The organism is Hamadaea flava (assembly GCF_024172085.1).
Taxonomy (GTDB): domain Bacteria; phylum Actinomycetota; class Actinomycetes; order Mycobacteriales; family Micromonosporaceae; genus Hamadaea; species Hamadaea flava.
The window spans coordinates 8,241,130-8,254,987 of record NZ_JAMZDZ010000001.1 but is presented as its reverse complement, the minus strand read 5'-3'; the positions used below and the strand labels follow the sequence as shown (position 1 = coordinate 8,254,987).

The 13,858-nt window shown below is 69.2% G+C and carries 7 protein-coding genes; all 7 read left to right on the top strand.

Annotated elements, in window-relative coordinates; translation table 11 throughout:
- The first annotated feature begins 45 nt into the window (after nucleotides 1-45).
- Nucleotides 46-1,992 (top strand): glycoside hydrolase family 127 protein, encoded by a 1,947-nt coding sequence (locus tag HDA40_RS38505; RefSeq protein WP_253763005.1) that lies wholly within the window; start codon nucleotides 46-48, stop codon nucleotides 1,990-1,992.
- Between the two features lie 49 nt (nucleotides 1,993-2,041).
- Nucleotides 2,042-3,322 carry an ABC transporter substrate-binding protein gene (locus tag HDA40_RS38500; protein WP_253763004.1) on the top strand — a complete coding sequence of 427 codons (1,281 nt, stop codon included), beginning with the start codon at nucleotides 2,042-2,044 and terminating at the stop codon, nucleotides 3,320-3,322.
- A 66-nt stretch (nucleotides 3,323-3,388) separates the two neighbouring features.
- Nucleotides 3,389-4,330, top strand: coding sequence for a carbohydrate ABC transporter permease (locus HDA40_RS38495; RefSeq protein ID WP_253763003.1), 942 nt, complete (start codon nucleotides 3,389-3,391; stop codon nucleotides 4,328-4,330).
- A gap of 8 nt (nucleotides 4,331-4,338) precedes the next feature.
- The gene (locus HDA40_RS38490; protein WP_253763002.1) at nucleotides 4,339-5,139 is read left to right on the top strand and encodes a carbohydrate ABC transporter permease; all 801 of its coding nucleotides are present in this window, start codon (nucleotides 4,339-4,341) and stop codon (nucleotides 5,137-5,139) included.
- A 75-nt stretch (nucleotides 5,140-5,214) separates the two neighbouring features.
- The gene (locus tag HDA40_RS38485) at nucleotides 5,215-7,731 is read left to right on the top strand and encodes a glycoside hydrolase family 127 protein (protein WP_253763001.1); all 2,517 of its coding nucleotides are present in this window, start codon (nucleotides 5,215-5,217) and stop codon (nucleotides 7,729-7,731) included.
- Between the two features lie 105 nt (nucleotides 7,732-7,836).
- On the top strand, nucleotides 7,837-11,139 hold the full coding sequence (locus HDA40_RS38480; RefSeq protein WP_253763000.1) for a discoidin domain-containing protein: 3,303 nt from the start codon (nucleotides 7,837-7,839) through the stop codon (nucleotides 11,137-11,139).
- Between the two features lie 92 nt (nucleotides 11,140-11,231).
- Nucleotides 11,232-13,772: an aminopeptidase N gene (pepN, locus tag HDA40_RS38475; protein WP_253762999.1), complete on the top strand. Its 2,541-nt coding sequence runs from the start codon at nucleotides 11,232-11,234 to the stop codon at nucleotides 13,770-13,772.
- The last annotated feature ends 86 nt before the right edge of the window (nucleotides 13,773-13,858 follow it).

Sequence of the window (13,858 nt, the reverse complement as noted above, 5' to 3'; positions counted from 1 at the left end):
TCGGCGCGCATCGTGTCCTCACACATCCATGAGGAGGAGGCCACGATGACGGTGACGGCGCGCCCCGCCGACCTCACGGGAGGGCGGCCCGTCGTGCCGTCGCGCGGCGCGTTGCGCCCGCTCGGCCTGGCCGAGGTGCGGATCACCGGCGGCTTCTGGGCCCGGCGGCAGCAGCTGATCGGCAGCGCGACGCTCGACCACGGTCGGCTGTGGATGGACAAGCTCGGCTGGACGGGGTCGTTCCTGCGGGACGGCAACGCCAACGCCGACCGCCGGGGGCGCGAGTTCACCGACTCCGAGGTCTACAAGCTCGTCGAGGCGATGTCCTGGGAGAACGGGCGGCTGCCGACGCCGGCCCGCGATCGCGAGATCACCGAGCTGACCACGTTGTTCGCCGGCGCGCAGGCCGAGGACGGGTACCTGCACACGGCGTTCGGCGGCCCCGGGCAGCGGTCCCGGTACAGCGACCTGTCCTGGGGGCACGAGCTGTACTGCACCGGGCACCTGCTTCAGGCGGCGGTCGCGCGGGCGCGGACGACCGGCGGCGACGAGCTGCTGGAGGTCGCCCAGCGGGCCGCCGACCACGTCTGCGACACCTTCGGCCCGGACGGTCCGGCCATCGTCTGTGGACATCCGGAGATCGAGCCCGCCCTGGCCGAGCTGGCCCGGGTCACCGGCGAGCAGCGCTACCTCGACCAGGCCGCATTGTTCCTGCGCCGCCGGGGGCACCGCAGCCTGCCGCCGCACCAGTTCGGCTGGTCGTACTTCAGCGACGATCAGCCCATCCGGGCGGCGCACACCTTCCGCGGCCACGCCGTCCGCGCGCTCTACCTGGCCGCGGGCGCGGTGGACGTGGCCGTCGAGACCGGCGACGACGAACTGCTCGGCGCGATCATCGAGCAGTTTGACCACACACTGGCACGGCGTACGTATCTGACGGGCGGCATGGGCTCCCGGCACGAGGACGAGGCCTTCGGCGAGGACTTCGTGCTGCCGTCCGACCGGGCCTATTCCGAGACCTGCGCCGGCATCGCGACGGTCATGCTCGCCTGGCGGCTGCTGCTGGCCACCGGCCGGCCCCGGTACGCCGACGTCATCGAGCGCGTCCTGTACAACGTGGTGGCGACCTCGCTGGGCGACGACGGCCGGTCCTTCTTCTACGCCAACACGCTGCATCAGCGTACGCCGACCGCGGTCGTGCCGGAGGATCAGGAGCAGCTCGGCTTCGGCGGCGGTCCGCGCGCGCCCTGGTTCGAGGTCTCCTGCTGCCTGGGCAACACCGCTCGGCTGCTCGCCAGCTTGTCGGCGTACTTCGCGGCGGTCGACGCCGACGAGGTGCACGTCTTCCAGTACGCCGACGCCGAAGTGCGTACGCGGCTGGCCGACGGGCGGCCGGTCGGGCTGTCGATGACCACGGCGTACCCGGACAGCGGGGGCGTCCGGATCCGGGTCACCGAGACGTCCGGCGGCGAATGGGCCGTCGCATTGCGCCTGCCCCACTGGGCAAGTGACGGGGCGACCGTCACGGTCAACGGCCAGCCGCAGCCCGCATCGGGCGATCGGGTCGTGATCCGCCGCCCGTTCCGGGCCGGTGACGAGATCGTCCTCTGGCTGCCGATGCGGCCCCGGTTCACCCATCCCGACGCCCGCATCGACGCCGTCCGGGATTGCGTCGCGGTCGAGCGCGGCCCGATCGTGTTGTGCGCGGAGTCCCCGGAGGGCTCGATCGACCTGGATCGCGTGCGGGTCGACGTCGCGGTCCCCCCGGCCGACTATGCCACCGCCGCTGTGGCGGCGGAGAACGAGAAGAACCCCGAGCAGAGCACGGTCTCCGTCTCCGCCGTGCTCGAACAGACCGCTGCCGCCGCGTGGCCGTACGCCGACGCGGCGGCGAGCGGAGCCCGGACCCCGACTTCCCTGCGAATGATCCCGTATCACCGCTGGGGCCGTCAGGGTCCGGCCACGATGCGGATCTGGCTGCCCAAGACCTGACCGACCCGGCCGCCTGAGCCGCCGAACCTCCAAAAACTAAGGAGAGATCGTGAGATCGTTGAGAACCCCGGCCGCCGTGGCGGTCGCGGTCCTGCTGACCGCCGTCCTCGGGGCGTGCGGTGAGGATGAGGCGCCCGGCGGGAACTCCACCGCCGGCGTCGACGACGGCGCGCAGCTGACCCTGTGGACGCGGGCCGCCACCGAATCGGTGTCCAAGGCGTACGCCGAGGCGTACAACGCCGGTCACAAGAACAAGGTGACCGTGACGGCGTACCCGAATGAGGAGTATCCGGCGAAGCTGGCCTCGGCGGCCGGGGCGAAGGCCCTGCCCGATCTGTTCGCCACCGACGTCGTCTTCGCCCCGCAGTACGCCTCGCAGGGCCTGTGGGCCGACATCACCGACCGGTTCGCCGCCAGCGGCGTGAAGGACAAGGTCTCCCCCGGCCACGTCCGCGCCGGCACCTGGGACGGCAAGACGTTCGCTGTGCCGCACACGGTCGACATGTCGGTGATGCTCTACAACAAGGATCTGTACACCAAGGCCGGGCTGGACCCGGAGAAGCCGCCGACGACTCTCAAGGAGTTCGCCGAGCAGGCCCGCAAGATCGACAAGCTGGGCGGGGACGTCAACGGCACCTACTTCGGCGGCAACTGCGGCGGGTGCGTCGAGTTCACCTTCTGGCCGTCGGTCTGGGCGTCCGGCGGCAACGTGCTCGACGACAAGGGCACCACCGCGAAGATCGACTCGAAGGAGATGGCGGACGTCTTCGCCCTCTACCGTTCGCTCTACGACGAGGGCGTGGCCGCGCCCGCGGCCAAGGACGAGGCCGGTCCGACCTGGCTCGGCGCGCTGCAGAGCGGGAAGATCGGCATCGCGCCCGGCCCGTCGGTGTGGCTGGGCATGATCGAGGAGAAGGGCGTGAAGATGGGCGTCGCCCCGATCACCGGCCTCGACGGCGGGGAGTCCACCTTCATCGGCGGCGACTCGATCGGCATCGGCGCGACCAGCACCAAGCAGGCGCAGGCCTGGGACTTCCTGAACTGGACGATGTCGGAAGCCGCCCAGGTCGAGGTCATCGCCAAGAACAAGGGCGTGCCGATCCGCACCGACCTGGCCTCGAACAAGTACTCGTCGGCCGACCCGCGCATCGTGACGATCAACAGCCTCGTCGCGAAGGGCAAGACGCCGTACGCGAAGAACTTCAACGCCTCGTTCAACGACCCGCAGAGCCCCTGGCTGCAGACCGTCCGCGGAGCGCTGTTCGGCGACGCGGCCAAGTCGCTCGCCGACGGCAACGCGGCGATCACCAAGTCCCTCCAGCAAGGCTGACCCGTCCGGCCCGGCCGTCCACACCGGACGGCCGGGTCCCGAATCGACTCCGGAGAACCGATGCCGATGACGATGCAGCGCCCGGCGCCGGCTGCCGACGCGGCCGCGACGACCCCGCCGCCGCGACGCGCGAGCCGGGCCAGAAGGCGGAGCCTGGTGGGCGCCGCGTACGCCGCCCCCACGGCGGTCATGGTCGGGCTGTTCTTCGTCACCCCACTGCTGCTGGTGGTGTGGATGTCGCTGCACAAGTGGCCGCTGCTGGGACAGCCGACCTTCAACGTGCCCGACAACTACACCGGCATCGGCGACAACCAGCTCGGCGGCTCGGCGGTCTGGTTCACCGTGAAATACACCGTGATCATGACGGTGCTGCTCTTCTCGCTCGCCCTCGGGCTGGCCCTGCTCGTGCAGAACCGCCGCCGGGGCGTGGGCTTCCTGCGTACGGCGTTCTTCCTGCCGATGGCGGTCGGGTTCGCCAGCGCCTCACTGCTGTTCCTCGGGCTGCTCTCGGACGAGATCGGCCCGGTCAGCGACGGCCTGCGGGCGATCGGCCTGGTCGACGGCTACGTCTCGTGGACCTCGGGCAGCGGGACCTCCGCGCTCGGCTCGACCGTGGTGCTGGTGCTGTGGCGGTTCGCCGGCTTCAACATGCTCATCATGCTGACCGGGCTGCAGGCGATCCCGCTGGAGGTCTACGAGGCCGCGCGGATCGACGGCGCGAGCCGCTGGCAGACCTTCCGGCGGATCACCCTGCCGCTCATGCGTCCGACGATCGCGTTGGTCCTGACGATGATGATCACCGGCTCGATCCTCGCCTTCGACCAGTTCTGGATCCTCACCCGCGGCGGCCCCGACAACAGCACCACCTCGCTGGTGATGGTGATCTACCGGGAGGCCTTCATCCGGCTCGATCTCGGGTCGGCCGCCGCGCTGTCGGTGGTCCTGCTCGCCGTCCTCGTCGTCGTCAACGTCGTCCAGCTCGGCGTCCTGCGCCGCCGGTCTCACTAGGAATCGCGATGAAAATCTGGGGCAAGGCAGGCTACGGCGTGACAGGCGGGGCGCTCGCGATCCTCTTCCTGTTCCCCCTGCTGTGGAGCGGTTACGCGTCCGTGCGTACCGGCAGCGGCTTCGGGCTGGAGAACTACGACCGGCTGTTCACCTCGGACAACGGCATCCGCCTGCACCATGTGGTCAACAGCTTCACGGTCAGCGCACTGACCGTCGGGGGCACGCTGATCGTCTCCACGCTGGGCGGGTACGCCTTCGGCCGGTTCCGCTTCCCCGGCCGCGACGCGCTGTTCCTGATCACGCTGGCGATCCTGATGGTGCCGTACGCGACGATCCTGATCGCGCTGTACGTGCTGCTCGGCTGGCTGGGCCTGCAGGACAGCCTGATCGGGCTGAGCCTGGTGCTGACCATGTTCCAGCTGCCGTTCTCGCTGTTCATGATGCGCAACTCGTTCGAGGCGGTGCCCCGCGAACTCGAGGAGTCCGCGCAGGTCGACGGCTGCAACAGCTTCTCCACGCTGCTGCGCATCATGCTCCCGGCGGTACGCCCGGGGCTGATCACGGTCGGCCTGTTCGCCTTCCTCGCCTCGTGGAACGAGTTCTTCGCCCCGCTGATCCTGCTCAACTCGACCGACAAGTTCACCACCACGCTGGCGGTGGTCAACATGCGTACCGCCGGCCACGGCTCCATCGACTACGCGGCGCTGGAAGCGGGGGTGGTCTTCATGGCCGTCCCGTGCCTGCTGCTGTTCGCGTTCATGCAACGCAGCTACGTCCGTGGGTTCGCCTCTGGAGCGCTCAAGGGGTAGGCCCACCGGTATCGCGGCGTTCCGGGTGCGACGCGATACACCCTCCACTTCGTACAAACACGAAAGGTGAGGTACATGCGACACGAACGTGTCACCCGGCGCACCCTGCTGGCCACCGGCGTCGCGGCCGGTGTCGCCGCCCGCGCTGAACGCTCGCGTGAAGCGCCAGGAGCGCAGTCAGTCGCACCCCTGCTGACCGGGGAACCGGCGGGTGTGGCCAGACCCGACACCGGCGTCTCCGTCTACCCCTTCCCGCTGTCGGCCGTCACCCTGCTGACCGGTCCGTTCCTGGCCAACCAGGGGCGTACGCAGGCGTATCTGAAGTTCGTCGACGCCGATCGGCTGCTGCACACCTTCCGGCTCAACTACGGCCTGTCCTCGTCGGCGACCGCGTGCGGCGGCTGGGAGTCGCCGACGACCGAACTGCGCGGGCACTCCACCGGCCATCTGCTGACCGCTCTGGCCCAGTCGTACGCGAACACCGGCGACACCGCGTACAAGACGAAGGGCGACTACATCGTCGGCGTACTCGCGCAATGCCAGGCGCGGGCCGCCACGGTCGGCTTCAACACCGGCTTCCTGTCGGCGTTCCCGGAGAGTTTCATCGACCGCGTCGAGGCCCGGCAGTCGGTGTGGGCGCCGTACTACACGCTGCACAAGATCATGGCCGGCCTGCTCGACATGCACCTGCTCGCCGGCAACGCCCAGGCGCTGACGGTGCTGACGGCGATGGCGGCCTGGGTGAGGTTCCGGATGGATCGGCTGACCCAGACCCAGCGGCAGAACATGCTCGACACCGAGTTCGGCGGAATGAACGAAGTGCTGGCCAACCTCTATCAGGTCACCGCCGACGCCAACCATCTGACCACGGCGCAGTACTTCGACCACGCCGAGATCTTCGACCCGCTCGCGAGCAACACCGACGCCCTCAACGGCTACCACGCCAACACCCAGATCCCGAAGGCGATCGGCGCGATCCGCGAGTACCACGCGACCGGCACGACCCGTTACCGCGACATCGCCGTCAACTTCTGGGACATCGTCGTCGGCCACCACACGTACGTCATCGGCGGGAACTCCGACGGGGAGTACTTCAAGGCGCCGGACCGGATCGCCAGCCAGTTGTCGGACAGCACCTGCGAGGTCTGCAACTCCTACAACATGCTCAAGCTGACCCGGCAGCTGTTCTTCACCAACCCGGCCCGGCTGGACTACCTGGAGTACTACGAGCGGACCCTCTGGAACCAGATGCTCGGCGAGCAGGACCCCGACTCCGCGCACGGTTTCGTCACCTACTACACGCCGCTGCGGGCGGGCGGGATCAAGACCTACAGCAACGACTACAACGACTTCACCTGCGATCACGGCAGCGGCATGGAGACGCACACGAAGTTCGCCGACACCGTCTACTTCCACGACAACGCGAACACCATCTTCGTCAACCTGTTCATCGCGTCCACAGTGAACTGGGCGGCGAAGGGCGTGACGATCCGGCAGGACACCAGCTTCCCGGAGACCAACAGCACCACCCTGACCGTCACCGGGAACGCCGCGTTCACGCTGAAGCTGCGCGTACCCTCCTGGGCGGCTGGAGCGACGGTGACGCTGAACGGGACCGCGGTCGCGGCCACCCCCGGAGCCCACGTCACCATCACGCGGAGCTGGACCACCGGCGACGTCGTGGCGATGACGATGCCGATGGCGCTGACCCGGTCGGCCACGCCCGACAGCGCGACCACCCAGGCGGTGAAGATCGGCCCGATCGTGCTCGCGGGCGCCTACGGGACGACGAACCTGTCCGCGCTGCCGACGCTGAACCCGGCGACCCTCACCGCGACCTCGACCCCGTTGCAGTACACGGCGACCGCCAGCACCGGCACGGTGACGCTGCTGCCGTTCTACAAGATGCACCACCAGCGGTACACGGTGTACTGGAACGTCACCTCGGCGCAGCCGCTGCCGGAGTTCGTGGCCTGGTACAAGTTCGACGAGACCAGCGGCACGACGGCCGCGGACGCGACCGGCAACGGCAAGACCGCGACGCTGGCCGGCGGCACCGCGTGGGTGGCCGGGCGCGGCGGCAACGCCGTCGACCTCAACGGCTCGACCGGCTACGTCACCCTGCCGGCCGGGATCCTCGCCGGAGCGGCCGCCGCGACCGTGGCGACCTGGGTCCGCATCGACACCCTGACGAGCTGGTCGCGGGTGTTCGACTTCGGCAGCAGCACGACGGCCAACATGTTCTTGACCCCGCGCAGCAGCTCGGGCACCGCCCGGTTCGCCATCACCACCAGCGGCTCCGGCGGCGAGCAGCGGATCAACGCCCCGGCGGCGCTACCCACCGGCGCGTGGACGCACGTCGCGGTGACCCTCAACGGCGCGGTCGGCGTCCTCTACGTCAACGGCGCGGAGGTCGCCCGCAGCACCGGGCTGACCCTGACCCCGGCCAGCCTGGGCAGCACCACCGCCAACCGGATCGGCCGCTCGCAGTACGCCGACCCGTACCTCGACGGCGCGGTCGACGGCCTGCGCCTCTACAGCCGTGCCCTGAGCGCGAGCGAGATCGCCGCGCTGTACACGTCGGGCACCTGAGCCCCGGCGGGCGGCGGCGGGATGTACCCGGCATCCCGCCGCCGCCCGTCGGTCATCCACGCCCCTCAACCCCCCGAAAAACGACGTCATCAGGAGGTGACGCGCATGGGCTCCACCGGCACCACCTTCCGGCGCCGCGTCGCGGCTTTCACGGTAGCGACGCTAGGCGCCGCTCTGCTGACCGCGCAGCCGACGCCCGGCTATGCCGCCCAGACCATCGGGCTGCCGACCTTCACCGGACCGGCGATCCCGGCCGCCCCGGTCGGCTACACCACCGGCAACATGATGCAGGCGATGTACAACGCCGAAAGCGGCGGCACCGACTTCTGGATGGACCGGCTGCTGTCCCGCAGCGGCGGCAGTGATCCCGCCGACGCCGACGGGGCCATCCTCATGACGCGGGGCCGGGCCCTGTTCATGAAGACCCACACCCCGGGCACGATGGGCTTCGCCGGCCATGTCGCGTACTGGGAGAGCATCAGCGACAACAACGCGTACACGATCACGGCCAGCCCGGGGACGTTCTCGGAGCAGCCGTCACAGCGGTGGCAGGCACCGTCCTCCTCGAAGAACGTCTTCACCAGCGGATCGATCACGATCACCCAGCAGAAGTTCATCACGAACAACAACGTCGCGGTGACGAACCTGTCGATCACCAACAGCGGATCGGCGTCGACGACGCTGACCCTGCGCGCGGTCTCCCCGTACGCCACCAGCGGCAGCGGCAGCGAGCTGACCGGTTCGACCGGGGTGAAGAACAGCCTGACGACGCTGACGACCCGGCTGACCGGGGACGCTTTCGCCGTCTCCAGCGGCGGGCTGAACCGCTCCATCACGGTGGCGGCCGGGGCCACCGCCACGGCGAAGGTCGTCATGGGCTTCATCGCGAGCGAGATCCCGGACTCGGCCACCGAGTACAGCGCCTACGCCGGGTACTCCAACGCCACCGCGTTCGCCACCCACGTCCGGGCGTACAACAAGTGGTGGGCGGACAACATCCCCTACTTCGACTCCCCCGAGCCGGCGTTGAAGAAGAACTACTACTACCGCTGGTGGCTCATGCGGTTCAACAACCTCGACGCCGACATCCCGGGGCAGACCTATCAGTTCCCGATCTCCGTCGAGGGCGCGCTCGGCTACAACAACGCGATCGTGCTGACCCAGCCGATGCACATCGACGATCTGAAGTACCTGCGCACACCGCTGTACGCCTACGGCGACTGGCTGTCTGCCGGGCAGGTGAGCAAGGGCGCGCGATTCGTGGACAACCCGGGCGACCCGGAGAACTGGTCCAACAGCTACACGCAGTACATCGCCGAGGCGGCCTGGAAGAGCTACCAGATCCACGGCGGCCAGCCGGCGATCGCGGCCAACCTCGCCAAGTACGCCGAAGGCGACGTCAAGGGCCAGCTCGCCTACTACGACACCAACAACAACAAGCTCATCGAGTACGACTGGGGCGCGCTGACCGGCAACGACGCCGACGCGGTCTCCTTCGACTGGCGGGCCGGCAAGATGGACCGGGGCGAGTCGGCGTACCAGTACAGCGGCGCGCTCGCCGCGGCGGCAGCGTACGAGGCGGCGGGCAACACGGCCAAGGCGGCCGAGATGCGCCAGCTCGCCACCGACATCGGCAACGCCATCGTGAACGTGTTGTGGAACCCCAGCCGCAACCTGTTCGAGAACCGGATGGTCTCCGACGGGGCGTTCAACCCCTGGAAGGAGATCAACATCTACTACCCGTTCGCGGTCAACGCGATCCCGAACACCACCACCTACAAGCAGGCGCTGCGCCTGTTCGACGACCCGGCGCAGTACCCGATCTTCCCGTTCTACACCGCGAACCAGGCCGACAAGGCCGCGGCCGGGACGGGCAGCAACAACTTCTCCACCATCAACTCGACCGTCCAGTTCCGGCTGATCAGCTCGGTCATCCGCAACTACCCCAACTCGTGGATCACCGCCGACTGGTACAAGAAGCTGCTCTACTGGAACGCCTACGCCCAGTACGTCAACGGCAACATGGCGTACCCGGACGCCAACGAGTTCTGGGCCAACTGGAACGGCTCGTCGATCACCTACCGCTCCTGGATCCACCACAACATCCTCGGCAGCGGGAACTGGACGATGATCGAGGACGTCGCGGGCCTGCGCCCGCGCAACGACGCCAAGGTCGAGCTGTCGCCGATCAACATCGACTGGACCCACTTCACCGTCAACAACATCCGCTACCGCAACGCCGACCTGAGCATCGTCTGGGACGACCCGGCCGACGGCGTCGTGCGCTACCCCGGCGTGCCCGAGGGCTACTCCATCTTCATCAACGGCACCCGGGTCGCCACCGTCAACTCGCTGGTCCCGTTCACCTGGGACCCGGCGACCGGCGCGGTCACCACCACCGGCACCGTCTCCTACAACACGTCCTACTCGTCGCTCCAGGCACCCAACCAGGTCGTCCAGTCCGATGCGCGGGTCCTCGACGAGCTGGCCAAGGCCGGCGTCGACACCACCCTGCCGGCCCTGACCAACCTCGCCACCGGCGCGACGGTCAGCGCCTCCTACAGCGGCTCAGGCACCAGCACCGCGGCCGCCGTCGACGGCTTCCCGATCAACGAGCCCTACTGGGGCGCGGGCGGCTCGCCGAACAGCCAGGACTGGTACGAGGTCAACTTCGGCACGGCCCGCACGCTCAACGAGGTCCGGCTCTACTTCAAGGACAGCCGGCCCGCCAGCACCACGTACCGGGCGCCGTCCGCGTACGACATCCAGTACTACAACGGGTCCGCCTGGGTCAGCGTGCCCAGCCAGGCCAAGTCGCCGGGCGCGCCCCGCGCCAACTACAACCTGGTGACCTTCCCGGCCATCAGTGCCCAACGGGTACGCGTACTGGCGACCAACGCGTCCGGCGCCAAGACCGGCCTGACCGAGGTCAAGATCTTCAACCGCGGCGGTACGCAGCCGCCGCCGGTGACGAACCTGGCCCTGTCGGCGTCGCCGGTGTGCAGTTACACCTCGTCGTGGGAGAGCTGTGCCGCAATCAACAACGGCGACGAACCGACCAGCTCCAACTGGGGCGGCACCAACCAGGGCAACCGGTGGGGCACCTGGCCGGAGACCGGTACGCAGACCGCCGAGCTGCAATGGTCGACGGCCCAGTCGATCAGCCGCGCCCAGGTCTACTTCTTCGACGACGACCAAGGCATCGACATGCCGTCGTCGTGGAAGCTCCAGTACTGGAACGGCACGGCGTACGCCGACGTGCCCGGCGCCGGCGCGTACACGCTGACGAAGAACGCGTACAACACGGTCACCTTCACCGCGACCTCGACCACCCGGTTGCGGGTCGTGCTGACCGCGACCGGGACATCGTCGCTCGGCCTGCTGGAGGTGAAGGTCTTCACCTCCTGAGGTAGCCGGGAGCCCCACGGTCCGCCGGATCGTGGGGCTCCCGCGATAGCGCCGCATCAACTACGTTTGCAGGAACCGGACGGGGAGGCGACGTGGCCGCGATTCGCAACATCACGCAGACCGAGGCGATCGAGCGGGCCGCCGCGCTCGAGGTGGGGCACTACGACATCCAGCTCGACCTGACCGACGGCGCAGGCGGACCCGGCGAGGGGACGTTCCGCTCCCGGACCGAGGTCACCTTCCACTGCCGGGACACCGAGGCGGTCATCGAGGTCGCCGCCGAGCGGCTGACCGAGGTCACCCTGAACGGGCAGCCGCAGTCGCTCGAATTCGACCCCGTCAAGGGGTACGCGCTCGCGACCGAGTTCGGCGGCAACTTCCTCGTCGTGGAGGCCGAGTTCGCGTACTCGTCGAGCGGGCAGGGCCTGCACCGGGCGGTCGACCCGGTCGACGGCGAGGTCTACGTCTACTCCTCGTTCTGCCCCGCCGACAGCCAGCGGGCGTACGCCTGCTTCGACCAGCCCGATCTGAAGGCCGAGTTCACCTGGCACGTCACCGTTCCGGGCCACTGGCTGGTCACCTCGACGATGCCGGTCGACCGGGTCGAGCCGCTGGCCAACGGGGCCAAGGTCGTCCACTTCCAGCGGTCCCCGAAGATGAGCAGCTACGTGGGAGCCGTCTGCGCCGGGCCCTTCCACGAGGTACGCGACACCCACGACGGCATCGACCTGGGCCTGTTCTGCCGGGCCTCGGTCGCCGAGCACCTCGACGCGGACGAGTTCCTCGACGTCACCAAGCGGGGCCTGGACCACTTCCAGTCGTCCTTCGGCGTCCGCTATCCCCTGCCGAAGTACGACCAGATCCTGCTGCCCGAGTACAACATGGGCGCGATGGAGAACTTCGGCTGCATCACGTTCTCCGAGGAACTGTGCCTGTTCCGGTCGAAGGCCACCGCCGTCGAGCACGAGTGGCGGGCGATGGTCATCATGCACGAGATGGCCCACATGTGGTTCGGGGACCTCGTCACCCTGCGCTGGTGGGACGACCTGTGGCTGAACGAGTCGTTCGCCGACTGGGCCGGCTACTGGGCCACCACCAGCGTCACCCGGCACACCGGCGCGTGGGCCACCTTCCTTGCCACCGCCAAGGCCGAGGCGTACCGGCAGGACCAGCTGTCCTCGACGCACCCCATCTACACCGAGGTGCCGGACACGCTGGCCACCGAGAGCAACTTCGACGCGATCACGTACTCGAAGGGCGCCAGCGTCCTCAAGCAGCTCGTGGCGTACGTGGGCGAACAGACCTTCCGCACGGCCGTGCAGTCCCACCTCACCGAACACGCCTGGGGCAACGCCACCTTCGCCGACCTGCTGCGCGCCCTCGAACAGGCCAGCGGCCGGGACCTCGGCGAGTACGCGCGCCGCTGGCTGCGTACGGCCGAGGTCAACACGCTGCGGCCGCAGATCGAGGTGGACGCCGACGGGACGTATCGCTCGGTCGTCATCGGCCAGGAGGCTCCGGAGGGCCATCCGACCCTTCGCGACCATCGCATCGCGATCGGCCTCTACGACCTGATCGACGGCCGGCTCGTGCGGCGCAGCCGGATCGAGGCCGACGTCACCGGCGACCGGACCGACCTCGCCGAACTGCGGGGCCAGCGGCAGCCGGATGTGCTGCTGCTCAACGACGACGACCTCACGTACGCCAAGGTGCGCCTGGACGAGCGGTCGACGCAGACGCTGCTGCGGCACCTGTCGGCGTTCCCGCAGCCGATGCAGCGGGCGCTGGCCTGGTCGGCCGCCTGGGACATGGTCTGCGACGCCGAGCTGCCGGGGCGGGCGTACGTGGGTCAGGTCGCCGCGAACCTGCCCGCCGAGACCGACGCCAACCTGGTCTCGGCGGTGCTCACCAAGGCGCAGCGGGCGCTCGCCCAGTTCATCGATCCGGGCTGGGCGCCGACCGGCTGGGCGACGCTGCACGCGGCGACCCGGACAGCGCTGGAGCAGGCGGAGCCGGGCAGCGATCTGCAGCAGGTCTGGGCCCGCACGTACGCCGACTCGGCCCGTACGCTCGACGAGACGGCGGTGCTGCTCGGCTGGCTGCGCGGGGACGGCGTACCGGACGGGCTGGAACTGGGCGTCGACCTGCGCTGGCACCTCGTCGAGGCGCTGGCCGCCGTCGGCGCGATCGATTCGGCCGAGATCGCCGCCGAACTGGAGCGCGACGCCACCGCCGGGGGCCGCCAGCGCGCGGCGAAGGCCGGAGCACTGCTGCCCACCGCGGCGGCGAAGGCCGACACCTGGCGGCGGCTGACCCAGTCCGGCCGGGCCAACTGGGAGGTCATGGCGCTCGGCAGCGGGTTCCAGCACACCGGCCAGGAAGAGCTGACCGCGCCGTACGCCGGGCACTACTTCGCCGAGGTGCAGGAGGCGTACGCGACGTTCGACGCGCAGATGGGCCTGTGGTTCGCCCGGGCGACCTATCCCGCCCTGCAGATCTCGCAGGCCACGATCGACGCGTCCGACGCATGGCTGGCCGACCCGGACCGGCCGGGCGCGCTGCGCCGCATCATCATGGACGGCCGCGACGGGGTGGTCCGTGCCCTGCGCGCCCGTCGACGGGACGCCGCCTGACCGTCCATTTTCGAGCCTGAGGCAGCGTGCGGTCGTCGTCTATATTGAGCTACGCCGTACCTCCGTGAGACATCACCCGCGAGACA

Excerpts from the sequence above, each read along its gene's own strand:
- HDA40_RS38480 (WP_253763000.1), top strand. The coding sequence starts at position 7,837 with ATGGGCTCCACCGGCACCACCTTCCGGCGCCGCGTCGCGGCTTTCACG.
- HDA40_RS38490 (WP_253763002.1), top strand. The coding sequence starts at position 4,339 with ATGAAAATCTGGGGCAAGGCAGGCTACGGCGTGACAGGCGGGGCGCTC.
- HDA40_RS38485 (WP_253763001.1), top strand. The coding sequence starts at position 5,215 with ATGCGACACGAACGTGTCACCCGGCGCACCCTGCTGGCCACCGGCGTC.
- HDA40_RS38505 (WP_253763005.1), top strand. The coding sequence starts at position 46 with ATGACGGTGACGGCGCGCCCCGCCGACCTCACGGGAGGGCGGCCCGTC.
- HDA40_RS38495 (WP_253763003.1), top strand. The coding sequence starts at position 3,389 with ATGACGATGCAGCGCCCGGCGCCGGCTGCCGACGCGGCCGCGACGACC.